This is a genomic window from Pseudomonas sp. O39 (genome assembly GCF_045447295.1).
Classification (GTDB): Bacteria; Pseudomonadota; Gammaproteobacteria; order Pseudomonadales; family Pseudomonadaceae; genus Aquipseudomonas; species Aquipseudomonas antarctica_A.
On sequence record NZ_JBJGXV010000004.1, the window covers coordinates 405316 to 431126 of the forward strand.

The 25811-nt window shown below is 61.2% G+C and carries 22 protein-coding genes; 16 read left to right on the forward strand and 6 right to left on the reverse strand.

Features of this window, described 5'->3' with window-relative positions; genetic code table 11:
* Positions 1–12: 12 nt before the first annotated feature.
* Positions 13–522 carry a type VI secretion system lipoprotein TssJ gene (gene tssJ, locus ACI77D_RS08820; RefSeq protein ID WP_407016400.1) on the reverse strand — a complete coding sequence of 170 codons (510 nt, stop codon included), beginning with the start codon at positions 520–522 and terminating at the stop codon, positions 13–15.
* Positions 523–578: 56 nt separating this feature from the next.
* Positions 579–1898, reverse strand: a complete 1320-nt coding sequence (gene tagH, locus ACI77D_RS08825) for a type VI secretion system-associated FHA domain protein TagH (protein ID WP_221295909.1) — start codon at positions 1896–1898, stop codon at positions 579–581.
* A gap of 406 nt (positions 1899–2304) precedes the next feature.
* Here tagH and tssA point away from each other — a divergent pair, with 406 nt between their 5' ends.
* The 12 genes from tssA to ACI77D_RS08885 all read left to right on the forward strand — a co-directional run bounded on the left by tssA (position 2305) and on the right by ACI77D_RS08885 (position 19601).
* Positions 2305–3324: a type VI secretion system protein TssA gene (gene tssA / locus ACI77D_RS08830; RefSeq protein ID WP_064454746.1), complete on the forward strand. Its 1020-nt coding sequence runs from the start codon at positions 2305–2307 to the stop codon at positions 3322–3324.
* A 54-nt stretch (positions 3325–3378) separates the two neighbouring features.
* Positions 3379–3885 carry a type VI secretion system contractile sheath small subunit gene (gene tssB / locus ACI77D_RS08835; protein WP_017135823.1) on the forward strand — a complete coding sequence of 169 codons (507 nt, stop codon included), beginning with the start codon at positions 3379–3381 and terminating at the stop codon, positions 3883–3885.
* A gap of 2 nt (positions 3886–3887) precedes the next feature.
* Positions 3888–5384, forward strand: coding sequence for a type VI secretion system contractile sheath large subunit (gene tssC / locus ACI77D_RS08840; protein WP_064454748.1), 1497 nt, complete (start codon positions 3888–3890; stop codon positions 5382–5384).
* A 172-nt stretch (positions 5385–5556) separates the two neighbouring features.
* The gene (locus ACI77D_RS08845; protein WP_005792512.1) at positions 5557–6045 is read left to right on the forward strand and encodes a type VI secretion system tube protein Hcp; all 489 of its coding nucleotides are present in this window, start codon (positions 5557–5559) and stop codon (positions 6043–6045) included.
* Positions 6046–6138: 93 nt separating this feature from the next.
* Positions 6139–6654, forward strand: a complete 516-nt coding sequence (tssE, locus tag ACI77D_RS08850) for a type VI secretion system baseplate subunit TssE (RefSeq protein ID WP_005792513.1) — start codon at positions 6139–6141, stop codon at positions 6652–6654.
* Positions 6651–8510, forward strand: coding sequence for a type VI secretion system baseplate subunit TssF (tssF, locus tag ACI77D_RS08855; RefSeq protein WP_262666579.1), 1860 nt, complete (start codon positions 6651–6653; stop codon positions 8508–8510). The genes tssE and tssF overlap by 4 nt, the downstream gene beginning before the upstream one ends.
* Positions 8474–9517: a type VI secretion system baseplate subunit TssG gene (gene tssG, locus ACI77D_RS08860; protein WP_407016402.1), complete on the forward strand. Its 1044-nt coding sequence runs from the start codon at positions 8474–8476 to the stop codon at positions 9515–9517. Before tssF ends, tssG begins: the two co-directional genes overlap by 37 nt.
* Complete coding sequence (gene tssH, locus ACI77D_RS08865) at positions 9510–12173, forward strand: type VI secretion system ATPase TssH (RefSeq protein WP_221295912.1); 2664 nt, start codon at positions 9510–9512, stop codon at positions 12171–12173. The genes tssG and tssH overlap by 8 nt, the downstream gene beginning before the upstream one ends.
* A gap of 186 nt (positions 12174–12359) precedes the next feature.
* Positions 12360–14300 carry a type VI secretion system Vgr family protein gene (locus ACI77D_RS08870; RefSeq protein WP_407016403.1) on the forward strand — a complete coding sequence of 647 codons (1941 nt, stop codon included), beginning with the start codon at positions 12360–12362 and terminating at the stop codon, positions 14298–14300.
* A 14-nt stretch (positions 14301–14314) separates the two neighbouring features.
* Positions 14315–14749 carry a DcrB-related protein gene (locus ACI77D_RS08875; RefSeq protein WP_064454753.1) on the forward strand — a complete coding sequence of 145 codons (435 nt, stop codon included), beginning with the start codon at positions 14315–14317 and terminating at the stop codon, positions 14747–14749.
* Positions 14750–14761: 12 nt separating this feature from the next.
* Entirely contained in the window at positions 14762–19147 is a 4386-nt protein-coding gene (locus ACI77D_RS08880) for an RHS repeat-associated core domain-containing protein (protein ID WP_407016404.1), read from the forward strand.
* Between the two features lie 10 nt (positions 19148–19157).
* On the forward strand, positions 19158–19601 hold the full coding sequence (locus ACI77D_RS08885; RefSeq protein ID WP_064454754.1) for a hypothetical protein: 444 nt from the start codon (positions 19158–19160) through the stop codon (positions 19599–19601).
* Positions 19602–19687: 86 nt separating this feature from the next.
* Here ACI77D_RS08885 and ACI77D_RS08890 read toward each other — a convergent pair whose 3' ends face one another.
* The 3 genes from ACI77D_RS08890 to ACI77D_RS08900 all read right to left on the reverse strand — a co-directional run bounded on the left by ACI77D_RS08890 (position 19688) and on the right by ACI77D_RS08900 (position 21507).
* Entirely contained in the window at positions 19688–19963 is a 276-nt protein-coding gene (locus tag ACI77D_RS08890; protein WP_003213368.1) for an HU family DNA-binding protein, read from the reverse strand.
* A 191-nt stretch (positions 19964–20154) separates the two neighbouring features.
* The gene (locus ACI77D_RS08895) at positions 20155–21303 is read right to left on the reverse strand and encodes an NAD(P)/FAD-dependent oxidoreductase (RefSeq protein ID WP_407016405.1); all 1149 of its coding nucleotides are present in this window, start codon (positions 21301–21303) and stop codon (positions 20155–20157) included.
* Positions 21304–21339: 36 nt separating this feature from the next.
* Positions 21340–21507: a rubredoxin gene (locus ACI77D_RS08900; protein WP_003213373.1), complete on the reverse strand. Its 168-nt coding sequence runs from the start codon at positions 21505–21507 to the stop codon at positions 21340–21342.
* Between the two features lie 195 nt (positions 21508–21702).
* On the opposite strand from ACI77D_RS08900, the gene ACI77D_RS08905 reads away from it, so the two are divergent.
* On the forward strand, positions 21703–22266 hold the full coding sequence (locus tag ACI77D_RS08905) for a chorismate lyase (protein WP_221295914.1): 564 nt from the start codon (positions 21703–21705) through the stop codon (positions 22264–22266).
* Entirely contained in the window at positions 22266–23156 is an 891-nt protein-coding gene (gene ubiA, locus ACI77D_RS08910; protein WP_407016406.1) for a 4-hydroxybenzoate octaprenyltransferase, read from the forward strand. Before ACI77D_RS08905 ends, ubiA begins: the two co-directional genes overlap by 1 nt.
* A 32-nt stretch (positions 23157–23188) precedes the next feature.
* Here the strand turns inward: ubiA and ACI77D_RS08915 are convergent, their stop codons facing one another.
* Positions 23189–23569 carry a hypothetical protein gene (locus ACI77D_RS08915; protein WP_221295915.1) on the reverse strand — a complete coding sequence of 127 codons (381 nt, stop codon included), beginning with the start codon at positions 23567–23569 and terminating at the stop codon, positions 23189–23191.
* A gap of 153 nt (positions 23570–23722) precedes the next feature.
* Here ACI77D_RS08915 and phoB point away from each other — a divergent pair, with 153 nt between their 5' ends.
* Together phoB and phoR are read left to right on the forward strand one after the other, a co-directional pair.
* On the forward strand, positions 23723–24412 hold the full coding sequence (gene phoB, locus ACI77D_RS08920) for a phosphate regulon transcriptional regulator PhoB (RefSeq protein ID WP_003195617.1): 690 nt from the start codon (positions 23723–23725) through the stop codon (positions 24410–24412).
* Between the two features lie 135 nt (positions 24413–24547).
* Positions 24548–25811, forward strand: a 1264-nt coding sequence (gene phoR, locus ACI77D_RS08925) for a phosphate regulon sensor histidine kinase PhoR (RefSeq protein WP_407016409.1), incomplete at its 3' end; no start/stop codon positions are given.

Here is a 25811-nt window from a genome sequence, read left to right on the forward strand (position 1 = left end):
TCCGATTGCTTCTTATTGGGCAGGGCTGGATGGGGGAACCACGACGTCGGCGCGCACGGCGCGCACATCGAGGCTGATCTGGTATTCGGTGTACTGGCGAGCCGGCACGTTGAGCACCGTGCGCCATTGCGCGCGGTCCAACTCGCGATAGCCCACCAGCAAACCGATTTGGCGTGTGGAAGGGTCGAGGTCGCGTTGAATGCTCAATTGCTGGCCGGGTTGGACCATCACTTCGTCCTGGTCCAGCAGGTCCAGACCGAGGGTGGATTGCGCGCGGTCAGCCAGCGCGAAGTAGTCGGAGCGACTGAAGGTGGCGGCGTTTTTCAGTTCGAAGATGCGCACCCGCACCGGCGCTGCCTGGCCGTTGGCGCCGGGGTTGAGCCCGGTAATCGCGTGAAAGTGCAACTCGACGGCGGCGGTGTCCGCCTCGGCCTCGGCAACCGCCTGGGGTTTGGCGGCATCCTTGGCACACGCCGTCAGCAGCAACGCGGTGGCTGCTGCGAGTAAAAACCTGGGAATCATCCTGCGTCCTCAATGACGTACTTAGCTATCCGTTTTATCCATTACTGCGGCGCGATTTAGCGTCGCTGTCGTGCGCTGTGTTCTTCGTAGGCCCGGCTGAATTCGCGGCCGAACAGGTCCTGGAAATCTTCCTGGGCCTCGCGGGAAATATTGCTGTAAAGCTCGGTGAACTGCTGCCAGTACTGGGCCTGGCGCGAGCCGTTAAAAAGGCTCGACAGCCCGCCGGGCTTACCCATGCGCTCTTCCAGCTGTGCCGGCTCAAAACGCGTGAGCAGGTGTTTGATCGCCGCTTCCACACCGGCCATTACTGCCAGTTGGTGGGCGCGCAAGTCGTCGAAACTGTCGCGCACGGCGATGTCCGGCGCCATAAACGCTTGGTTACCGTGGCGAAGCAGCAGCAGTAAGGCTTCGTCGGCATTCGGCGCGAATTTCAACGGATTGTTTTCGGCTGGCCGGATCATCGTCTGCTGCATGCGGAACTCGCCCTTGAGGCTGGCACGGGCACGCAAGACGTCGATCAGGCCTTCGACCATCAGCCGGTAGCTGCGGCCGATGCTTTCCATTTGCGCGCAGGCGTCGGCTTTGTCGAGGCGCAGTTGGTCAAGGCCGGCGCCGCGCAGGAAGGCTTGCAGCAGGTCGGGCTGCTGGGTGTCCGGGGCGGCTGGCGGGAGGATCGGCGCAGGTGGCGGTTCGGGCGGCGCAACAGGCTGGGGGGCTGTGACGACAGGCGCTGGCGTGTCGCCAAACAGGTCCCAGTCTTCGGGAATGACTGAACCGGATACGACCGGCTTCTCGACCACCGGCACGGCCACCGGCGTCGGTGGACGGAAGTCGTGTTGCTCGGAGGGTACGTGGTCCGCCACAGTCGGCGGCGGTACGCTGGTCGGGGTGAGGAAGTCGAACAGATCCGGCAGCGTGTCCATCGACGAGGCGCCCTGGAACTGCGGCGCAATTGCCGGCGTCGGCGCAGGCGAGTTCACCACCGCCCCCATCAGCGCCTCAAAGCTGTTCGGCGAATCGCCAGCAAACAACTGGCTATCAACCGCTTGCACGTTGAAGTCGATACGCGCCTGGATTTCGTAATCGCCGATGCGGATCAGCTCACCATCTTGCAACGGCTCGCTGTTACCCCGGCGCATGCGAATACCGGCGTTAACCAGCTCCACGCCGTTGGTACTGTTATCGGTTAAATAGTAACGGCCATCTTTGTATTGAATAACGCAGTGCTGCGAAGAGACAAGGCGCTCTGGGTCGGGCAATACCCAGTCATTATCGGAACTGCGGCCAATAGCCATCACGCCCTGATTCATGGACTTTTCAGGGCATTGCCCAGGGGTGATTTTGTGATAACTAGTGATAGTCAAACACAGCGACATCTTGCCTCCTTGCTGATACATCGCGCGCGGTCTATCCAGGGGTTACCCAAAGGGACCCGTCTTCCCGAGAGATCACCGCCAGGTCGTGCAAACGACCTTGAAAACCTGCTTTTGTCAGCATGATCGCTGATCTTACTCGGCCTCTATGACAAAAATCCTGCCTTGGGCCGCCGTTAGACCCGTCAGTCGCGCAGGGTGTTAAACACCGCACATCTGTCACAGAGGGCGAATAGCTTACCTTGACAAGGCGTAACTACTACACCAAAAATGCACAACTTCTTGAACATCGGTAGTGGCACATTAGTGGCACCGCTGCATATATGACCAAGAACCCATGCAAAGTTCATTACGCAACTATTGCATGAATTGCCCGATATCTAACGGGCCGATAGGGAGATCGAATCAAGTGGATGTGCCGTTGCTGCTCGCCGCCGTTTCCGCGACTTCGCCATGTGGCGAAGACATGGAATATGACGCGGACTTTCTCCACCTGGAGCGTGCCGCCAAGGGCCAACCCGAGCGCAGCATGGGCGACTCCATCCTGCCCGCTGAACCGCCGGACTGGCGCAGCATCCAGCAGCAAAGCCTCGACTTGTTGCAGCGCAGCAAAGACCTGCGTATCACCCATTTTCTGCTGCAAAGCTCCCTCGCCCTGCAGGGTCCGGCCGGGCTGGCCGAAGTCCTCACGCTGATCAACGCGCTGCTGCGCGAATACTGGGCCGACCTGCACCCGCGCCTGGATGCCGACGACGATAACGACCCCACCGTGCGCATCAACGCCCTCTCGGGCTTGACCAGCGACGCGACCATTCGTCTGCTGCGCGAAAGCATCCTCACGCGCTCACGCACGTTCGGGCCGGTGAGCCTGCGCGCCGCGCTGAACGCCAGCGGCCTGATGAGTTTCCCCGATGAACAACTCGGCGCCCAGCAACTGAACGCCGCGTTCCTCGACAGCGACCCGGAACAACTGCAGGCCACCCACGACGCCCTGAGCGCTGCGCGTGCCGCCTGCGAAGCCATCGAACAACAGGTCAGCGACCAGGTCGGTTCGGCCCAGGGCGTGGACCTCAGCCTGTTGAAGCAACCGCTCAAGCAGGCGCTGCAAGTCCTCAACCAATTCGTACCGAATAGCGATACCAGCAGCGAGCCCGAGGCCGTCAGTGACGACAATGCCCCCTCGGTTGAATACGCCGCTGCCCCCGCCGCACCGCGCCCAACGGGTGACATCGCCAGCCGCGATGACGTGCTGCGCAGCCTCGACAAGATCCTTGCGTACTACACCCGGCACGAGCCTTCGAGCCCGCTGCCGGTGCTGTTGAACCGAGCGAAAAATCTGGTGCACGCCGATTTTGCGGCCATCGTGCGCAATCTGATTCCCGACGGCATGTCCCAATTTGAAAACCTGCGCGGCCCGGACGGCGAGTAAGCCGCTCGACTGTGCAGTAACAACACCGTCGCTCAAGCGACCAGGAGCAGCAACGTGGCGAAGCAAAGTTCTCAGAAATTCATCGCGCGCAACCGTGCGCCTCGAGTGCAGATCGAGTACGACGTCGAGCTTTACGGCGCCGAGAAAAAGGTCCAGCTGCCCTTCGTGATGGGCGTGATGGCCGACCTCGCCGGCAAGCCTGCCGAACCGCTCGCACCTGTGGCCGACCGCAAGTTCCTTGAAGTGGACGTCGATAACTTCGACTCGCGCCTCAAGGCCATGCAGCCGCGCGTGGCGTTCCATGTACCGAACGAGTTGACCGGCGAAGGCAACCTGAGCCTGGACATCACCTTCGAAAGCATGGACGACTTCAGCCCGGCCGCCGTGGCGCGCAAGGTCGACTCGCTCAAACAGCTGCTCGAAGCCCGCACCCAGCTCGCCAACCTGCTGACCTACATGGACGGCAAGACCGGCGCTGAAGAAATCATCATGAAAGCGATCAAGGACCCGGCTTTGCTGCAGGCCCTTGCAAGCGCGCCTAAGCCGGCAGGGGACCAGTAATCATGACCGAGAATACCGTCCGCGAAGGCTCCCAGATCCTGGGCGCTACCGAAGAAGCCAGCGAGTTCGCGAACCTGCTGCTGCAAGAATTCAAACCCAAGACCGAACGTGCCCGCGAAGCCGTGGAAACCGCCGTGCGCACCCTGGCCGAACAGGCTCTGGCGCAGACGGACCTGGTGTCCAATGACGCGATCAAGTCGATTGAATCGATCATCGCCGCCATCGACGCCAAGCTGACCGCCCAGGTTAACCAGATCATCCATCACCAGGATTTCCAGCAACTGGAAAGCGCCTGGCGTGGCCTGCACTACCTGGTCAACAACACCGAGAGCGATGAGCAGCTGAAGATTCGCGTGCTCAACATCTCCAAGCCGGACCTGCACAAGACCCTGAAGAAATTCAAGGGCACTGCGTGGGACCAGAGCCCGATCTTCAAGAAGATGTACGAAGAAGAATACGGCCAGTTCGGCGGCGAACCCTACGGTTGCCTGGTGGGCGACTACTACTTCGACCAGTCGCCACCCGACGTGGAGCTGCTGGGCGAGCTGTCGAAAGTCTGCGCCGCCATGCACGCCCCATTCATCGCTGCGGCTTCGCCGACCGTGATGGGCATGGGCTCCTGGCAGGAACTGTCGAACCCGCGCGACCTGACCAAAATCTTCACCACCCCGGAATACGCCGGCTGGCGCTCGCTGCGTGAATCGGAAGACTCGCGCTACATCGGCCTGACCATGCCGCGCTTCCTGGCACGCCTGCCGTATGGCGCCAAGACCGACCCGGTGGAAGCCTTCGCCTTCGAAGAAAACACCGACGGTGCGGACAGCTCCAAGTACACCTGGGCCAACGCCGCGTACGCGATGGCGGTGAACATCAACCGTTCGTTCAAACACTACGGCTGGTGCTCGCGCATCCGTGGCGTGGAGTCCGGCGGTGAAGTGGAAAACCTGCCTGCTCACACGTTCCCGACCGATGACGGCGGCGTGGACATGAAGTGCCCGACCGAAATCGCCATCAGCGACCGCCGCGAAGCGGAACTGGCGAAGAACGGCTTCATGCCCCTGCTGCACAAGAAAAACACCGACTTCGCTGCCTTCATCGGCGCCCAGTCGTTGCAGAAACCGGCCGAATACGATGACCCGGACGCCACCGCCAACGCCAACCTGGCCGCGCGCCTGCCGTACCTGTTCGCCACCTGCCGTTTCGCTCACTACTTGAAGTGCATCGTGCGCGACAAGATCGGTTCCTTCAAAGAGAAGGACGAGATGCAGCGCTGGTTGCAGGACTGGATCCTCAACTACGTCGACGGCGACCCGGCGCACTCCACCGAAACCACCAAGGCCCAGCACCCGTTGGCAGCTGCCGAAGTGATCGTGGAAGACGTCGAAGGCAACCCGGGTTACTACAACTCGAAGTTCTACCTGCGCCCGCACTATCAGCTTGAAGGGCTGACCGTGTCGCTGCGCCTGGTATCGAAACTGCCTTCGGCGAAAAGCGCGTAAGTAGCTGTTGAACCGGCTCTTCTGTGGGAGCCGGGCTTGCCCGCGATTCAGGCGACGCTGTCTGTCAGTCAGACCGCGTTGATGCGATCGCAGGCAAGCCTGCTCCCACAGAAAAGCACTGCCCCATTGGCGGTAACCAAATCGAGTGGCGCACGCCACACAGGGAGAAAACATGGCTGTTGATATTTTCATCAAGATCGGCGACATCAAGGGCGAGTCCATGGACAAGGCCCACAAGGACGAAATCGACGTGCTGAACTGGAGCTGGGGCATGGCCCAGTCCGGCAACATGCATGTTGGCGGTGGCGGCGGCGCAGGCAAGGTGAATATCCAGGACCTGTCGCTGACCAAGTACGTCGACAAGGCGTCGCCGAACCTGATGATGCACTGCGCCAGCGGCAAGCACATCGACAAGGTCAAGCTGACCGTGCGCAAGGCCGGTGGTGAAAGCCAGGTCGAGTACATGGTGATCAACCTGGAAGAAGTGCTGGTCACTTCCCTGAGCACCGGCGGCTCGGGCACTGATGATCGCCTGACCGAAAACGTCACCCTCAACTTCGCCCAAGTGATGGTCGACTACCAGCCGCAGAAAGCCGACGGCACCAAAGACGGCGGCGCGATCAAGTTTGGCTGGAACATCCGTTCCAACACCAAACGCTGATAGCCCTGGAGGCCGTGGCCCTGCGCTACGGCCCCTGACACCTGCCCCGCTGCAAAACCGTCCCTCTCACAACCCGTCCGTGGAGCTGCTTTGGTGGTAACTGAAATCGCTTCCCGCGACCGTCTGCAACCGTCCTTGCTGGACCGGCTGACCGACGACGACCCAACCAACCCCAAGGAAAGCGCCGACAAACGCGTGCTGTCCCTGACCCAATTGAAAGCCTCGGTTCTGCGCGACCTGGCGTGGCTGCTCAACACCACGTCGTTGCTGGATGCCGATGCCACGCTGCACACCCCGGCCGGTACGTCGGTGGTCAATTACGGCCTGCCGGCACTGGCGGGCAACAGCGTTTCCAGCGTCGACATTAAAGCCCTGGAAGCCCTGATCTACCAGGCAATCGCCACCTTTGAGCCACGTATTCTGCGCCACACCCTGCGCGTCAAAGCCCGCGTCGGCCATGGCGAGATGAACCACAACGCCCTGAGTTTCGAGATCGAAGGCGACCTGTGGGCACAGCCGGTGCCGTTGCGCCTGTTGCTGCAAACCGACCTCGACCTGGAGTCCGGCCATGTGCGCGTGGTGAATGCCGACCAGCGGAGGCGCCCATGAACCCGCGCCTGCTGGAGCTGTACAACCAGGAACTGCACCACGTGCGCGAAAGCGCCGCCGAGTTCGCCAAGGAATACCCGAAGATCGCCAGTCGGCTGACCCTGTCCGGTATGGACTGCGCCGACCCTTACGTCGAACGCTTGCTCGAGGGTTTTGCCTACCTCACGGCGCGCGTACAGCTCAAGCTCGACGCCGAGTACCCGACCTTCACCCATAACCTGCTGGAAATCGCCTACCCGCACTACCTGGCGCCGACGCCGTCGATGACCGTGGTGCAATTGCAGACCGACCCCGACGAAGGCTCGCTGGCCAGCGGCTTCCCGCTGCCCCGCGACACGGTTTTGCGGGCCGCACTGGGCCGCGAAACCCAGACCTGCTGCGAGTACCGCACCGCACACCCGGTGACGTTGTGGCCGTTGCAGGTCAGCGGCGCCGAGTACTTCGGCAACCCCGCCGCCGTACTCGGGCGACTGGCTGCCAGCGAGCCGAAAGCCAAGGCCGGCTTGCGCCTGACCCTGCGCACCGGCGCCGAGTTGGCGTTCAACAGCCTCGACCTCGACAGCCTGCCGCTGTACCTCAGCGGCGCCGATGAGCAACCGTTTCGCCTCTACGAACAATTGCTCGGCAACGCCTGCGCGGTGTTTGCACGCAAGCCCGGCGGTGACTGGGTTGAACGCCTGCCGCAAGACGCGCTGCGTTCACGGGGTTTTGACGATGCCGACGCGGCCATGCCGGTGGTGGCGCGCGCGTTTCAGGGCTACCGGTTGTTGCAGGAATATTTCGCCCTGCCCCATCGCTTCCTGTTCGTCGAGTTCGCCGAACTGGGCCGCGCAGTCAAACGCTGCGACGGCCAGGAGCTGGAACTGATCGTGTTGTTCGACCGCTACGAACCGAGCCTGGAAGGCAGTGTCGGCGCGGCGCAGTTCATGCCGTTCTGCACGCCGGCGATCAACCTGTTCCCGAAACGCGTGGACCGTATCCACCTGTCTGACCGCGTCAACGAACACCATGTAATCGCTGACCGCACCCGGCCGATGGATTTCGAGATTCACTCGCTGAGCGGCATCACTGGGCACGGCACGGGGCCGGAGCAACCGTTTCTGCCGTTCTACGCGGTGCGCGACCCATCGCGCTATGGTCGCGACAAAGCGTATTACACCGTACGCCGTGAACCACGCGTACTGTCCAGCGACCAACGCCGCAACGGCCCGCGCTCCACCTATGTGGGCAGCGAAACCTTCGTCAGCCTGGTTGACAGCCAGCAAGCGCCGTACCGCCACGACCTGCGCCAACTCGGCGTGACCGCACTGTGCACCAACCGCGATTTGCCGCTGTTCATGAGTACGGGTAACGGCAAGACCGACTTCACCTTGGCCGACAGCGCGCCTGTGTTGTCTGTGCGCTGTGTGGCCGGCCCGAGCCGCCCGCGCGCCAGCCATGCCCACGACGCCAAGGCCTGGCGCCTGATCAGCCAGTTGTCGCTCAATTACTTGTCGCTGAGCGAGCAAGGCCAGGGCGCCGGCGCCTTGCGCGAACTGCTGCGTCTGTACGGCGATAGCAATGACGCTGCCCTGCAATTGCAGATCGAAGGCCTGCGCGAAGTCAGCAGCAAAGCCGTGACCCGGCGCTTGCCGATGCCTGGCCCGATCGTGTTTGGCCGCGGCTTGGAAATCACCCTGGAATTTGATGAAAACGCGTTTCGCGGCACCGGCGTGTTCCTGCTCGGTGCGGTGCTGGAACGCTTTCTGGCACGTTACGTGTCGATCAACAGTTTTACCGAGACGGTGATCCGTACCACCGAACGCGGCGAGATCATGCGATGGAAAGCCAAGCCCGGGCGTCGTCCGACCCTGTGAACACACTGGATGCGATGCATCAGGAGCCCTGGGAATACGATTTCTTCCAGGCGCTGCGGCGTATCGAGTGCGAGTCGCCAGAGCTGCCGCGCCTGGGCCATTCCCTGCGCCTGGCGGATGACCCGTTGCGTCTGGGGCAGCAAGCCGATTGCACCTTCGCCCCGGCCACCTTGGCCTCGGTCGACCCCGGCGGCGACGGTAAGCCTGCGCGACTGGAACAGTTCTTCTTCGGCCTCGGCGGCCCCAACGGCCCGTTGCCGCTGCACATCACCGAGTACGTGCGCGAGCGTCAGCGCAACAACGCCGACAGCACCAGCAAACATTTTTTGGATGTGTTCCACCATCGCCTGCTCAGCCTGTTTTACCGGGCCTGGGCCGAAGCGCGGCCGACGGTCAGCCACGACCGACCGGACGATGATTACTGGTCGGCACGCCTGGCAGCACTGAGCGGCCGAGGAATGCCGAGCCTGCTGAATCAGGGGCTGATTCCCGATACGGCGAAGCTGCATTACAGCGGCCACTTGTCGGCACAGACCCGCTACCCGGACGGTTTGAAGGCGATCCTCAGCGAATACTTCGGCTTGCCGGTTGAGATTGAAGAATACGTCGGCCAGTGGCTGGAACTGCCCGAGCGCAGCCGCGTCAGTGTCAGCGCCAACCAACTGGGCGTGGACTTTTGCCTGGGCAGCCACGTGTGGGACCGCCAGCATAAGTTCCGCATCCGCCTGGGCCCGCTCAAGCTGGATGACTACATGGGCATGCTGCCTGGCAGCCAGCCATTCAACGAGCTGGTGGCGTGGGTGGCCGAGTACCTGGGCCATGAATTGGACTGGGACTTGAACCTGGTTTTGCAACAACCTGAAGTCCCGAAGCTGCAGCTTAACGGCCAGTTCCGCCTGGGCTTCAACACATGGCTCGGCTGCCCCGCGCACGACGCCAACGACCTAATCCTGGCCCGGCATTACGCCGATCACGCCACCACCTCAAGGAATCCAGAGCATGGGTGAAATCAGTCGCGCCGCACTGTTCGGCAAACTCAACAGCGTGGCCTACAAGGCCATCGAAGCCGCCACCGTGTTCTGCAAACTGCGGGGCAACCCGTACGTGGAACTGGCTCACTGGTTTCACCAACTGCTGCAGTTGCAGGACTCGGATCTGCACCGCATTGTTCGCCAGTTCAACGTGGAGCCGGCGCGCCTGGCCCGCGACCTGACCGAAGCCCTGGACCGCCTGCCGCGCGGCTCGACGTCAATCACTGACCTGTCGTCCCACGTGGAAGAAGCCGTGGAACGCGGCTGGGTTTACGGCAGCCTGATGTTCGGCGAGAGCCAGGTGCGCACCGGTTACCTGGTGCTCGGTATTCTCAAGACGCCGAGCCTGCGCAATGCGCTGCTGGGCTTGTCTTCCGAGTTCAACAAGATCAAGGCCGACACCCTGAGCGAACGCTTTGACGAATACGTCGGCGACTCGCCGGAAAACGCCCTCAGTGCCAGCGACGGTTTTAACGCCGGTGCAGTCCCGGGCGAGGCCAGTGGGGCCATGGCGCCGAGCGCGATGGGCAAGCAGGAAGCGCTCAAGCGCTTTACCGTCGACCTGACCGAACAGGCCCGCAGCGGCAAGCTCGACCCGATCGTTGGGCGTGATGAAGAGATCCGCCAACTGGTGGACATCCTGATGCGTCGGCGCCAGAACAACCCGATCCTCACCGGTGAAGCCGGTGTGGGCAAAACTGCCGTGGTCGAAGGTTTCGCCCTGCGCATCGTCGCCGGTGACGTGCCGCCCGCACTCAAAGACGTGGAGCTGCGCAGCCTCGACGTGGGCCTGTTGCAAGCCGGCGCCAGCATGAAAGGCGAGTTCGAACAGCGCCTGCGCCAAGTCATCGAAGACGTGCAGGCCTCGCCCAAACCGATCATCCTGTTTATCGACGAAGCCCACACCCTGGTGGGTGCCGGTGGCGCTGCCGGGACCGGTGACGCAGCAAACCTGCTCAAGCCCGCCCTCGCCCGTGGCACCTTGCGCACCGTAGCCGCCACGACCTGGGCCGAGTACAAAAAACACATCGAAAAAGACCCGGCGCTGACCCGCCGCTTCCAAGTGGTGCAAGTCGCCGAGCCGTCGGAAGACAAGGCGCTGCTGATGATGCGCGGCGTGGCCTCGACCATGGAAAAACACCATCAGGTGCAGATCCTCGATGAGGCCCTGGAAGCCTCGGTGAAGCTGTCGCACCGCTACATTCCCGCCCGCCAGTTACCGGATAAATCCGTGAGCCTGCTGGACACCGCCTGCGCCCGTGTTGCCATCAGCCTGCACGCGGTGCCCGCCGAAGTGGACGACAGCCGCCGCCGTATCGAAGCGCTGGAAACCGAGCTGCAAATCATCGCCCGCGAGCATGCCATCGGCATCGTGATTGGCGCGCGCCAAAGCAACAGCGAAGCCTTGCTGAGCGCTGAACGTGAACGCCTCGCGACGTTGGAAAGCCGCTGGGCCGAAGAGAAAGCGCTGGTGGATGAGCTGCTCGCCACTCGCGCGACGCTGCGTGAGAAAGTCGGTGAAGTCGACAGCGGCAACGATGCATTGCGCGCACAGCTGGTGGACCTGCAACAACGCCTCACCGCCCTGCAAGGCGAAACCCCGCTGATCCTGCCGACCGTGGATTACCAGGCTGTGGCCTCGGTGGTCGCCGACTGGACCGGCATTCCAGTGGGCCGCATGGCGCGCAACGAACTGGAGACGGTGCTTAACCTCGACCAGCACCTGAAAAAACGCATCATCGGCCAGGACCACGCCCTGCAGATGATCGCCAAGCGCATCCAGACCTCTCGCGCCGGTCTCGACAACCCGAGCAAGCCGATTGGCGTGTTCATGCTCGCCGGCACGTCCGGCGTGGGCAAGACCGAAACCGCCCTGGCCCTGGCCGAAGCCATGTACGGCGGTGAGCAGAACGTGATCACCATCAACATGAGCGAGTTCCAGGAAGCCCACACCGTGTCGACCCTCAAGGGCGCGCCACCGGGCTATATCGGCTACGGCGAAGGCGGCGTGCTGACCGAAGCGGTAAGGCGCAAACCCTACAGTGTGGTGCTGCTGGACGAGGTGGAAAAAGCCCACCCGGACGTGCATGAAATCTTCTTCCAGGTGTTCGACAAGGGCGTGATGGAAGACGGTGAAGGCCGCGTGATCGACTTCAAGAACACGCTGATCCTGCTGACCACCAACGCCGGCACTGAACTGATCTCCCGCGTCTGCAAAGACCCGGCGAACATGCCCGAGCCGGAAGAGATCGCCAAGGCGTTGCGCCAGCCGTTGCTGGAGATTTTCCCGCCGGCACTGCTGGGCCGTTTGGTGACGATCCCTTACTACCCGCTGAGCGACGAGATGCTCAAGGCAATCACCCGCCTGCAACTCAACCGCATCAAAAAGCGCGTGGAGAATACGCACAAAGTTGCCTTCGACTACGACGACGCGGTGGTCGACTTGATCGTCTCGCGCTGCACCGAAACCGAAAGCGGCGGGCGCATGATCGACACCATCCTCACCAACAGCCTGTTGCCGGACATGAGCCGTGAATTCCTCACGCGCATGCTTGAAGGCAAGGCACTGGCGGGTGTGCGCATCAGCAGCCGGGACAATGAATTGCACTACGACTTCAACGACGCCGATTGACCTGGCGAAATGCGATCACAATTGTGGGAGGGGGCTGTGTGGGAGCCGGGCTTGCCCGCGATAGCATCACCGAGGTGTGTCTGGCACACCTCGGTGATGCTATCGCAGGCAAGCCAGCTCCCACACAAGGCAGCGCCCACAGTGGATTCGGTTTCTTCAGCTATTAAGTCATTTACGGGTTAACCGATGCTATTCAACCAAGCCTCACGCCTGGCCAAGATCACCAGCCCCCTTGGGCAGGATGTGCTGTTGCTCAATGAAATGGGGGGCGGCGAAGAGCTGGGCAGGTTGTTCAACTATGAGCTGCAACTGACGTCGCTCGACGCCAACATCGACCTCAACCAGCTGCTGGGCAAGCCGATGAGCGTGGGGGTGCAACTGGCGGACGGTGGCGAGCGGCATTTCCACGGCATCGTCGCGCGGTGCAGCCAGAACATCGACCAGGGCCAGTTCGCCAGTTACCAGGTGACGCTGCGCCCATGGTTCTGGCTGCTGAGCCGCACCTCGGACTGCCGGATTTTCCAGAACCTGAGCATCCCGCAGATCATCAAGCAGGTGTTTCGCGACCTGGGTTTTTCCGACTTCGAAGACGCCCTGAGCCGCCCGTACCGCGAGTGGGAATACTGCGTGCAGTACCGCGAAACCAGCTTTGATTTCGTCAGCCGCTTGATGGAACAGGAAGGCATTTACTACTTCTTCCGCCATGAACAGGACCGCCATGTGCTGGTGCTGGCTGACGCCTACGGCGCCCATACCACGGTGCCGGGCTACGCGTCGATTCCGTACTACCCCAAGGACGAGCAGCAGCGCGAACGCGACCATATGCACAACTGGCACCTGGCGCACGAGGTGCAGCCGGGGTCGCTGGAGCTTAACGACTACGACTTCCAGCGCCCCAGCGCCAGCATCGACGTGCGCTCGGCAATGCCGCGCCCGCACACTGCCGGCGACTACCCGCTGTACGACTACCCCGGCACTTATGTGCAAAGTGAAGACGGCGAACACTACGCGCGCACCCGCATCGAAGCCCTGCAAACCCTGCATGAGCAGATCGAGTTCAGCGGCAACGCGCGAGGCCTTGGTGCGGGCCACTTGTTCAGCCTCACCGGCTTCAGCCGCCAGGACCAGAACCGCGAATACCTGATCGTCGGTTGCCGTTACTACATCGTCCAGGAAAGTCTGGAAAGCGGCGGCGGCTCGGGCTCGGCGCAATTCGAAAGTAGCCTTACCTGTATCGATGCCCAACAAAGCTTTCGACCTTTAGCCAGCACGCACCGGCCCATTGTCAAAGGCCCGCAGACTGCTCTCGTGGTCGGCCCCAAAGGTGAAGAAATCTGGACCGACCAGTATGGCCGCGTGAAGGTGCACTTCTACTGGGACCGCCATGACCAATCCAACGAAAACAGCTCGTGCTGGATTCGTGTGTCGCAATCCTGGGCCGGTAAGAACTGGGGCTCGATGCAGATCCCGCGGATCGGCCAGGAAGTGATCGTGAGCTTTCTGGAAGGTGACCCGGACCGGCCGATCATTACCGGCCGGGTATACAACGCCGAGCAGACGGTGCCTTACGACCTGCCGGAGAATGCCACCCAGAGCGGCATGAAAAGTCGCTCCAGCAAGGGCGGCACCCCAGCCAACTTCAATGAAATCCGCATGGAGGACAAGAAGGGTCTGGAGCAGTTGTATATCCATGCCGAGCGCAATCAGGACATCGTGGTGGAAGTGGATGAAAGCCACTCCGTCGGGCATGACCGCAACAAGAGCATCGGGCATAACGAGACGGTGACCATCGGGAATAACCGTACGCGCATCGTCAAGCAGCAGGACGTTCTCTTGGTCGGCCAGAGGAAGACCGACAGCATCAGCCAGAGCTACATCATCGAAGTGGGTGAAAACCTACGCCTGGTCTGCGGCAAAAGCATCCTGGAGCTGAACGCCAGTGGGCAGATCAACCTCACCGGCGTGAATATCAGCTTCTATGCCAGCGGCGATGCCGAGTTCAACACCGGCGGCGTACTGCATCTGAACAACGACCACGGCCCCGGCGCCACGCCCGATGGCCAGGGCATCAAAAAAAGCATCGACGCCAATATTAAAGCCGTCTTCCCCGCGCCTAAAAGCTCCTGACGAGACCGTTTGCCATGACGTACCGAATCAACGAATTCCAGTTCCAACTGCCTGCGGGCGAGCTGCAAGACGCGTCGATCAATATCCTCAAGTTCCCTGAGCTGGGCACCTCCTTGATCATCAGCCGCAGCTTCCTCACCGACGGCGAAACCCTGCACAGCAACTTCGACGACCAGCTCAAGCGCCTGGAAAAACAGGTGCAGGACTTGCGCTGCCAACCGAGCGTGACCGTGCGTTTGGGCGCCGCCCAAGAGGTGGAAGGCATTGAGCTGCGCAGCCAGTTCAACAAGGGCAATGACAAGGTGTTCCAGTACCAGCTGGCGCTGGTGCTGCCGGGCACGCGCAAGATGCTCGCCTTGAGTTATGTGAAGGCTGACACGCTTGGTGATGCGGAAGCGGCGCATTGGGCGACGATTAAAAATTCGCTGTCGTTCGACGCTATTTCTTGATGAGCAGCCTGCATGTCTGACGCGTTATGGGCGGCCCGAATGGGCGATGCGCTGTCCCACACCTCGATGATGGCGGACATCCTCGGCGGTGTGCTGGAAGTGGCGGCCAATATCGCGATCACTGCGGTGGCGACCGCTGCCGTGGTGGCAGCCACCGGCATTACTGTGGCCACCGGCGGCCTCGGCTGCTTCCTGCTGGGCGCGGTAGTGGGCACGATTGTCGGCCTCGCCATGAGCAAGAGTGGCGCGGACAAAGGCCTGACCAAGATATGCGATGCCTTTAGCAACGCCCTGTTTCCGCCCTCGGTGCAGGCGAACATTCTCACCGGTTCCACCGATACCCTCACCAATAACCTGCCTGCCGCCCGCGCGGCCGGGGCGATCAGCTCCCATGTCACACCGGCCGGCACCGAGCTGGAAGCGTCCAAGCCTGAACCAGAACCCAGCTACCTGGACATGGCCGAAGGTTTCTTCTCGCAGATGTGGCGCCCCACCGTCGCGACGCCCGCGCCGGGCGCCGTGCCGAAGCCGCTGGACCTGGTCGTGTGCATGAAGCACCCGCCAATGCCGCCGCAGTTTCTTGCCGAAGGTTCGGAAAAGGTTACGGTCAATGGTCAACCTGCCGTGCGCAGCGGTGATCGCAGTACCTGCGATGCGACGGTGGTGTCGTCCGGCTTGATCTCATCCAACGTGGCCATCGGCGGCGGCTCGGTGGTGGTGCGTGAAATTCGCAGCGGCAAGACCCCGGGTGTCGGCCTGGCGGTCACGGCGTTGTTGATGCTCAAGGGCAGCAAGGGCAAGTTCTTCAGCAAGTTGCCGTGCATGTTGGTCAGCGGCGCGACCTCGATGGCCATCAGCAGCGCGATGGGGGCTGCGGCCAACGCCGCGATGGGCTCGTCGAACCCGGTGCATGCTGCGACGGGCGCGAAGATACTCGGCGATGTCGAGGAACTGGATTTCGTGCTGCCGGGCATTTTGCCGATCGGCTGGCAGCGCTTTTACAACAGCCGCGACGAACGCCAAGGCAGCCTGTTCGGTGCCGGTTGGAGCGTGGCCTACGAGGTGTGCGTCGACATTCAGCCGCATCCCGAGGGCGGCGAAACGCTGGTCTACACCGATGAACAGGGCCGGCCCATCGACATGGGTTCGATTCCGTTGGGCGGCGCAGTATTCAGTGCCGGTGAAGGGCTCGCGGTGCGGCGACACCTGAATGGGCAGTTGCTGATCGAAAGTGACGACGGCGTGTACCGCTTGTTCGAGCCGACACCGGCAAACCCGTCGCGACTGCGCCTGAGCCAGTTGGGTGACCGTAACGACAACCGCATTTATCTCGACTATGACGACGCCGGGCGCCTGGTGCGTCTGCGCGATACATTCGATCTGGTGCAGGTTGAGCTGATTCGTGATCAGGGCCATGTGACCCACATCGAACGCCTCTATCCGGATCAACATCGTGAATTGCTGGTCAGTTATGGCTATGACGCCGAGGGCAATCTGGCGCAGGTGCGCGACGCAACCGGCCAGGTGCAGCGACGCTTCGCCTACGATGCCGGGCGGCGCATGGTTGAGCATCAATTGCCCACCGGGTTGCGCTGCTTCTATGAGTGGGCGTTGATTGAAGGCCTGGAATGGCGTGTGGTCCGGCACTGGACCGATGAGGGCGACGCCTACCAGTTCGACTACGACTTGCAGGCGGGCCTGACCCGCATCACCGACGGTTTGCAACGCGTCAGCACTCGGCACTGGAACACTCAGTACCAGATCATTCAATACAGCGACAATCTCGGCCAGACCTGGCTGTTCGAATGGAACGACGAACGCCAGTTACTCAGCGCCACCGACCCGCAAGGCGGCCGCTATGAGTACAGCTACGATGAGAGCGGCAACCTGATCGGCGAAACCGACCCGCTCGGGCGCAGCGACTCCACCTTATGGCTGGAGCACTGGGCGTTACCGCAGGTGGAGACCGACGCCGCCGACAACAGTTGGCAGTATCGCTATGACCCGCGCGGCAATTGCATCGCCGAGACCGATCCGCTGGGTTACATCACCCGCTATCGTTATGACGCCCAAGGCCAGGTCGTGGAAATCATCGACGCCACCGGCAAAAGCAAACAACTGCGCTGGAACCCGTTCGGGCAACTGGTCGAGCATATTGATTGCTCGGGCTACCCAACGCGCTTCAGCTACGACGAGCGCGGTTATTTGCAGCTCATCACCGATGCCCTCGGTGAACGTACCCAATTCAGCTACGACGCCCAGGGCCGATTGCTCAGCAGCCAACTGCCGGACGGCCGCACCGAACATTTCCAGCGCGATGCCAGCGGGCAGTTGGTGGGCTATACCGATCCCGCCGGGCACACCACGCTCTATCAACATAACCGGCGTGGCCAGGTGCGCCAGCGCACCGACGCCCATGGTCGCCAGGTGCAGTTCGGCTACGACAGCTACGGGCGACTGCAAGCGTTGGTCAATGAAAACGGTGAAAGTTATCGGTTTGCGTGGGATGCCGGCGATCGGCTGGCTGAACAGCAAGACCTCGACGGCAGCGCCAAGCGCTACGACTACGACCGGCTGGACAACATCACAGCGGTGACTGCCGTTCCGGCGCCTTATGGCAATGGCTTGGCGGTGGTCCCCGAAACGCCGCCAGCGCCCATCGTTCATCGGCTGGAGCGTGATGCGGTCGGCCGACTGGTCGCCAAGACCACCGACGATGGCCGCACTGAGTACAGCTACGATGCGGTGGATCAGCTCACGGCGGTCACCTTCACTGATCTGCAAGGCAATGCCCAGGCGTTGGGTTTCGCCTACGACGCTGTCGGCCAGTTGCTTGCCGAACAAAGTGCCGGCGGCAAGCTGCAACATCACTACGACGAACTCGGCAACCTGATCCAGACCCAACTGCCGGACGGGCGCTGGCTCAATCGCCTGTACTACGGCAGCGGCCACCTGCACCAGATCAACCTCGACGGCCAGGTCATCAGCGACTTCGAGCGCGACCGCCTGCACCGTGAAGTGCTGCGCACCCAAGGCCAGCTCAGCACCCGCAGCGAATACGACCGCAGCGGCCGCCTGCGCTCACGCCAACGCCGCCTTAACAGCCAGCCATCGCTGATGCCTGCGGCGACGCAAAAGCAGTTCGAATACGACCCCGCCGACAACCTGATCGGCAAACTCGACCAGCAACCCGCGGCACAACACCGCCAACTGCTGCACTACGACGCCACCGGCCGCATCATCGCCAGCCAGGACAACCTGCACGGCCAGCGCGAAACCTTCGCCTACGACGCCGCCGCCAACCTGCTCGACGGCCCGCAGACGGGCGCCGGGTTAGTGGTGCATAACAAGCTGCTGACCTATCAGGACAAGCGTTATCGCTACGATGCGTTTGGACGGATGATCGAAAAACGCAGCGCCAAGCGCGGTGTGCAGCGGTTTGCGTATGACGCAGAAAGCCGGTTGGTTGAGGTGCGTAATGAAAGCGGCAGCGTGGTCAGGATGGTCTACGACCCGCTGGGGCGACGGGTTGAAAAAACCGAGCATGGCAGCGATGGGTATCCGTTGGGGGAAACCCGGTTCATGTGGGATGGGCTGCGGTTGTTGCAGGAGCACAAGCACAGTCAGACGAGCCTTTACGTCTATGAAGACGAAGGCTACCAACCTTTGGCTCGCGTCGACGGTGCCGGGCCGTTGCAGAAAATTCGTTATTACCACAACGACCTGAACGGGTTGCCGGAGCAACTGACTGAAGCTGACGGACACAGCGTCTGGCAAGCGACTTATCGGGTGTGGGGCAGCACGCTGGAAGAGGCGCGCGAGCCTTATTACATCGAGGAACAAAATCTACGGTTTCAGGGGCAATATCTGGACCGAGAGACGGGGCTGCATTTCAATACGTTCAGGTTTTATGATCCGGATGTGGGGCGGTTTACGACGCCGGATCCGATTGGGTTAAACGGAGGATTGAATTTCTACGCATACGCGCTCAACCCGTTCGGTTGGAACGACCCACTAGGGTTGTCCTGCCGCCTGAACTCAGTGGGTAGAACACCAGGTAAAGGCAGCCGCACAGGAAAAGCCGTAATTGCTAGGATGAGAGCTGAAGGCAAAATAATTGGCTCCGGAAAAAACATGCGGTTCCAGAGTACTGATAAAAAATGGTATTCGATCAAAGACGCGGATATGGCTCATAAAACCGACGCCGTTAAGTATTGGAACAGCAAAGGCGGTTATCACGGAGCTAAAACAAAAGAAGTACGGGGTTGGATGCGTGACCCTGATAACTACGAGCTGGAATATTATTCCCACAACCGATCCAAAGGCGCGCTGCTGACTGACAGGTACAAAGACCCCGGTGACTTTATCGGCCCCGCAGAAAAGCCTAAATATTATTAAGGATTATTGTATGAAAGATTTGGCGGACGAGAATCCAACACTGGCAGATGAGATCATGGCCACTATGGCGGCAGGCAACGATCTCGATGAACAAAACCGTAAAACTGAAGCGCACGCCCTATACCAAAAGGCATGGAGTTTACTGCCGGAACCAAAGCTTGAGTGGACCCCCTTATCGTCTTGGGTCACTGGCTCCCTCTTCAACCTTCACTTCGAAAATGGCGAGTTCAACGCAGCCGAGCCATGGGCTCAAAAGACTCTTGAGGGCCGAGAGTCGGATATAGATACTGGTCCATTAATTAATGTGGGGATGGTATCTCTCGAACTGGGAAGAAGTGCCGAGGCGTATAAATACTTTGATGAAGCTTATAAATTCGGTAAGGCACGCGCCTTTCAAGAAAGACCAAAGAAATATTTGAATTTCTATCTGGATGAAAAGAAAAAGAAGCATTGATTGCTCGTCCCCACAAAAAATGGGCACCCGACCCAGTCGGCGTGCCCATTTTTTTCCAACCCGCCTCCCTTCAGACGGTACCGCTCTTACGGGTTGACGCTGTCTTTGAGCGACTTGCCCGGCTTGAACGCAACGGTGTTGCTCGCCTTGATCTTCACAGGCTCACCGGTTTGCGGGTTTTTGCCGGTGCGGGCGCCGCGGTGGCGTTGCAGGAAGGTACCGAAGCCAACCAGTGTGACGCTGTCCTTGCGGTGCAGGGCGCCGGTGATTTCTTCGAGAACGGCGTTGAGGACGCGGTTGGCCTGTTCTTTGGTGAGATCCGCTTTTTCAGCGATGGCGGCTGCGAGTTCTGGTTTACGCATAAGTGAAGCCTCTTTGACGGTTTTTTGTTGTTATGTCCGTGCTGCTCTCTTATGGAGCAACGCCCAAGGCGCCGCAGGCTCTACTCTGCGGCAGACGGGAGTGAGGATGGCATGCCCTCGCACGCTCCGCCAGTCTCGCGGCGACCTTTCTAGAGCGAAAAACAGGGTTATTCCGACAGAACGACCGGTATTTACGCCAGCAACGGCGGAAGTTCTTTGTTCAGGGCCAGTTTTTCCATAACCGCACTGCCGGTCAGCGCGTAACCCAGCAGGCGGCCGCTGGCGTCGCGGCACAAGGCCTTGATGTCGGCGCCCTGCCCTTCGACACTCCACACGCCTTCGGTGCCGCGTGGCGGGGGCGAGACCACCAGCGGGCAGATCGGGGTTTTCACGGTGATCGGCATCGGCCCATAGCTGACGGCCGTAGCGTTGCCGGCCAGGGTCTGGGCCAGGGCGCGGGCGCAACTCATCAGTGGCATGACGTAGAGCAGGTTCAGGCCATCAACCTCGGCGCAGTCGCCCAGGGCGTAGATGTTGGCGTGGGAGGTCTTGAGGTGGCGGTCCACCATGATCCCACGGTTGATTTGCAGACCGGCGGCAGCCGCGAGGTCGACGCGCGGGCGCAGGCCGATGGCCGAGACCACCAGGTCGCAGTGGATGACTTGACCGTCCGACAGGTGCGCTTCCAGGCCGTCAGCGGTGCGCTGCAGGCGGTTGAGCACCGGACCCAGGTGGAAACGCGCGCCAAGGCCTTCCAGCCCGGCTTGTACCGCTGCAGCAGCGGCTGGGTGCAGCAGGGTCGGCATGACCTGCTCGCACGGCGCCACCAGGTCGATTTCGTAACCACCGAGGATCAGGTCGTTGGCGAACTCGCAGCCGATCAGGCCCGCGCCCAGCACCAGCACGCGGCGTTTGCCGGCGGCAGCGGTGCGAAAGCGTGCGTAGTCCTCGAGGTCGTTGATCGGGAAAATCAGCTCAGCCGCATCACCCTCAACCGGAACGCGCACAGTTTCTGCGCCCCAGGCCAGGATCAGGTCACGGTAGGCCACTGCTTCTTCGCCGATCCACAGGCGCTTGTGGCCAGGGTCGATGCCGCTGATGCGGGTGTGGGTGCGCACTTCGGCCTTGAGTTGCTCGGCCATGGCACCCGGTTCAGCCATGCTCAGGCCATCGGCTTCCTTGTTCTTGCCAAAACCGGTGGAGAGCATGGGCTTGGAGTAGGAGCGCCCATCATCCGCAGTGATCAGCAGCAATGGGGTCTCGCTGTCGAGCTTGCGAAACTCCCGGGCCACGTTGTAACCGGCCAATCCTGTGCCGATGATCACGACAGGTGCGTTCATTCCTTTCTCCTTGTAGTACGTTTCTTAAATCGATGATTAACCGATTTCGATCATTTCGAAATCCATTTTGCCCACGCCACAGTCCGGGCACAGCCAATCTTCAGGGACGTCCTGCCACAGGGTACCCGGTGCGATACCGTCATCCGGCCAGCCGTCTTTTTCGTCATAGATCAGGCCGCAGACTACACATTGCCACTTCTTCATTACTTGCTTCCTCAGGGTCCAGGCATCTTGGCCGACGGTCGATAGACCTACGTTGCCGTGCGGCTCAGGGCGTTTTGTACTGATCGGGGCCGGCAGATGCAAGCGCGATCGACGCATGGGGCCGGTTCAGCGCGGCAAAAGCCCAGGACGCCATGGTAAGCTCGCCGCCTCTTTTGCTGCCAATACTCACTCACCGTGCCGCACTCAATCGCCCTTCCCGATGCTTGCCAATGGCTGACCCAGAGCCTTCTGAGCCCATTGCCCGCGCCCTTGACCCTTGATTGGCTGTTCGACGAAGGCTCGCTGACGCGCCGGCTCACGTGGCTGTCCAACGATGGGTTCAGCGTGACGCCGCTGTTCGAAGGCTGGCAGCCGTTGCGCGAGGATGAATGTGCAGCGCTCGGCCTGGCCCCGGCCACTGTCGGTTGGGTGCGCGAGGTGTATCTGCGCGGGCATGGCCAGCCATGGGTGTTCGCCCGCAGCGTGGCGGCGCGCAGTGCCTTGCAGGGCGACGGGTTGCACATGGACGAGCTGGGCAGCCGTTCGCTGGGCGAGTTGCTGTTTTGCGATCACGCCTTCACCCGCCAGGCCATCGAGGTGTGCCATTACCCACGGCAATGGCTGCCGACCGTGGACCAGGCCGACGGCTTGTGGGGGCGCCGCTCGCGCTTTGATCGCGGGCCGCTGAGTGTGCTGGTGGCGGAAATTTTCTTGCCGAGCTTCTGGCACGCGTTGCATGACCATCCGGAGAACTGCTGATGTATCAACGCCTGCTCAAATCCTTGAACCGCCTGAACCCCAGGGCCTGGGATTTCATTCAGTTGACCCGCATGGACAAGCCCATCGGCATCTACCTGCTGTTATGGCCAACACTGTGGGCGCTGTGGATCGCCGGCAAGGGCTCGCCGTCCTTGATCAATATCGTGATTTTCGTACTGGGCGTGGTGCTGACCCGTGCCGGTGGCTGCGTGATCAATGATTGGGCGGACCGCAAGGTCGACGGCCATGTGAAACGCACCGAGCAACGCCCGCTGGTGAGCGGCAAGATCAGCGCCAAAGAGGCGCTGGTGTTTTTTGCGGTGCTGATGGGCATCAGTTTCCTGCTGGTGCTGCTGACCAACGCCACCACCATCCTGCTGTCCCTCGGCGGTTTGGCGCTGGCGGCGAGCTACCCATTCATGAAGCGCTACACCTATTACCCGCAAGTGGTGCTGGGCGCGGCGTTTTCGTGGGGCATGCCGATGGCGTTCACCGCCGAGACTGGCCATCTGCCGGCCACTGCGTGGCTGCTGTACATCGCCAATTTGCTGTGGACGGTGGGTTACGACACGTATTACGCGATGACCGATCGGGACGATGACTTGAAGATCGGGGTGAAATCCACGGCCATTCTGTTTGGCGATGCCGACCGCGTGATCATCCTCACTCTGCAAGGCCTGTCGCTGGCCTGCCTGTTGCTGGCGGGCGCGCGGTTCGAGCTGGGAGGCTGGTTCCACCTGGGGTTGCTGGCGTCGGCGGGCTGTTTTGCCTGGGAGTTCTGGTACACCCGCGACAAAGACCGCATGAAATGCTTCAAGGCGTTTTTGCACAACCACTGGGCCGGGTTGGCGATTTTTGTCGGAATTGTGGCGGATTACGGGTTTCGATGAGGGGCCAGGCCCCTCATCGCCAGCGGGTTTAACTAAGGCTTGGCGACCTTCCAGGCGCCATCCATTTTGCCTTCACCGGTCATGTCACCGGCCGTCTTGTCCATGACGAAGGTGTAGAGCGGTTTGCCACTGTAGGCCCACTGGCTCTTTTGATCGTCACGGGTGATGACGGTCCATTTGCCCATCGGCTTGTCGGTGGATTCGGCCATCAACGGCGGCCAGTTGGTGGCGCACTTGTCGTTGCACATGGACTTGTCAGCAGAGTCCTTGGCAAAGGTGTAGAGCGTCATACCCTTGTGGTCCACCAACATGCCGTCTTTGGTCATCGCAGGCTCGGCCGCCAACGCCAGTGTCGGCAGCGTCAACGCGGCCGTTACCAGCAGGGCTTTCCAGGAAAAAGTACTGTGAGTCATCGGAACCTTCCTTTTGTGGTTGTCAGGATTCGGACCCAAAGGGTAGTCCAGAGTGCCAAGAATTGCCCAAGCGACTAAATTACTGTCACACGACTGCAATAATTCCGTTATCTAATGCGGCGCAAGACAGTTAAATGACAAGAGGATTTAGGCATGGTTGGCAGGAGCATTCTGATCGTTGACGACGAAGCGCCCATTCGCGAGATGATCGCCGTTGCGTTGGAAATGGCCGGCTATGACTGCCTGGAGGCGGAGAACTCCCAGCAGGCCCATGCCATTATCGTCGACCGCAAGCCGGACTTGATCCTGCTTGACTGGATGCTGCCCGGCACTTCCGGTATCGAGCTGGCTCGCCGTCTCAAGCGTGACGAGCTGACCGGGGATATCCCGATCATCATGCTCACCGCCAAGGGTGAAGAGGACAACAAGATCCAGGGCCTGGAAGTCGGCGCTGATGACTACATCACCAAGCCATTTTCCCCACGTGAACTGGTCGCCCGTCTGAAAGCTGTATTGCGCCGCGCCGGCCCTACCGATGGCGAAGCGCCGATCGAAGTCGACGGCCTGATTCTGGACCCGATCAGCCACCGCGTGACCATCGACGGCAAGCCGGCCGAGATGGGCCCGACCGAATATCGCCTGCTGCAATTTTTCATGACTCACCAGGAGCGCGCCTACACCCGTGGCCAACTGCTCGACCAAGTGTGGGGCGGCAATGTGTACGTGGAAGAGCGCACCGTGGACGTGCATATCCGCCGCCTGCGCAAAGCCTTGGGCGATGCCTACGAGAATCTGGTACAAACCGTGCGCGGCACCGGCTACCGCTTTTCCACTAAAGGTTGAAAGCAGCTAAAGCAGTTAGCTACAAGCGGCAAGTTGAAGCCCATCCGCTTTGACTTGAAGCTTGCAGCTTGAAACTTTTCACTGTCCGAAGGACCGATTGTGAACCAAAACTGGCATGGCACCCTGATCCGCCACATGCTGCTGTTGATCACCGGCTGCCTGGTGGTAGGCCTGGTCAGCGGCTATTACGGCTGGAGCCTGGCCGTGGGTATCGGCCTGTATCTGGGCTGGACGCTCAAACAGCTGCTGCGCCTGCATGAATGGCTGCGCCAACACAAACCCGATGAAGCACCACCCGATGGCTACGGCCTGTGGGGCGAGGTGTTCGACAGCATCTACCACCTGCAACGCCGCGACCAACGGGTACGCGGGCGCCTGCAAGCGGTGATCGACCGTGTGCAGGAGTCCACCGCCGCGCTCAAAGATGCGGTGATCATGCTCGACAGCGACGGCAACCTGGAATGGTGGAACCGCGCCGCCGAGACCCTGCTGGGCCTCAAGACGCCTCAGGACAGCGGCCAGCCGGTGACCAACCTGGTGCGCCACCCGCGCTTCAAAGAGTATTTCGAGCAGGAAAACTACGAAGAAGCCCTGGAAATCCCTTCGCCCACCAACGACCGCGTGCGCATCCAACTGTACCTGACACGCTACGGCAACAACGAACACCTGATGCTGGTGCGCGATGTCACCCGCATCCACCAGTTGGAACAGATGCGCAAAGACTTCGTCGCCAATGTGTCCCACGAGCTGCGCACGCCACTGACGGTGATCTGCGGCTATCTGGAGACGTTGCTGGACAACGTCGACGAGATCAACCCGCGCTGGAGCCGTGCCCTGCAGCAGATGCAACAGCAAGGTTCACGCATGCAAACACTGCTCAACGACCTGTTGTTACTGGCCAAACTGGAAGCCACGGATTACCCGTCGGACAACCACCCCGTGGCGGTACAAAGCCTGTTGCAGACTATCAAGAACGATGCCCAGGCACTTTCCGGCCAGCGCGAGCAACAAATCACCCTGGAAGCCGACCCGTTGGTGCTGCTCAAAGGCAGCGAGGGTGAGTTGCGCAGCGCATTTTCCAACCTCGTGTTCAACGCTGTGAAGTACACCCAGGACAAGGGCAATATCCGCATCCGCTGGTGGGCCGACGAGCACGGTGCGCACCTGAGCGTGCAGGATTCCGGCATCGGCATCGACGCCAAGCATCTGCCCCGCCTGACCGAGCGCTTCTACCGCGTCGACTCCAGCCGCAACTCCAACACCGGCGGCACGGGGCTTGGCCTGGCGATCGTCAAACACGTGCTGCTGCGCCACCGTGCACGGCTGGAAATCAGCAGCGTGCTGGGCCATGGCAGCACTTTTACCTGTCATTTCCCACCCGTGCAGGTGACCCGCTCCC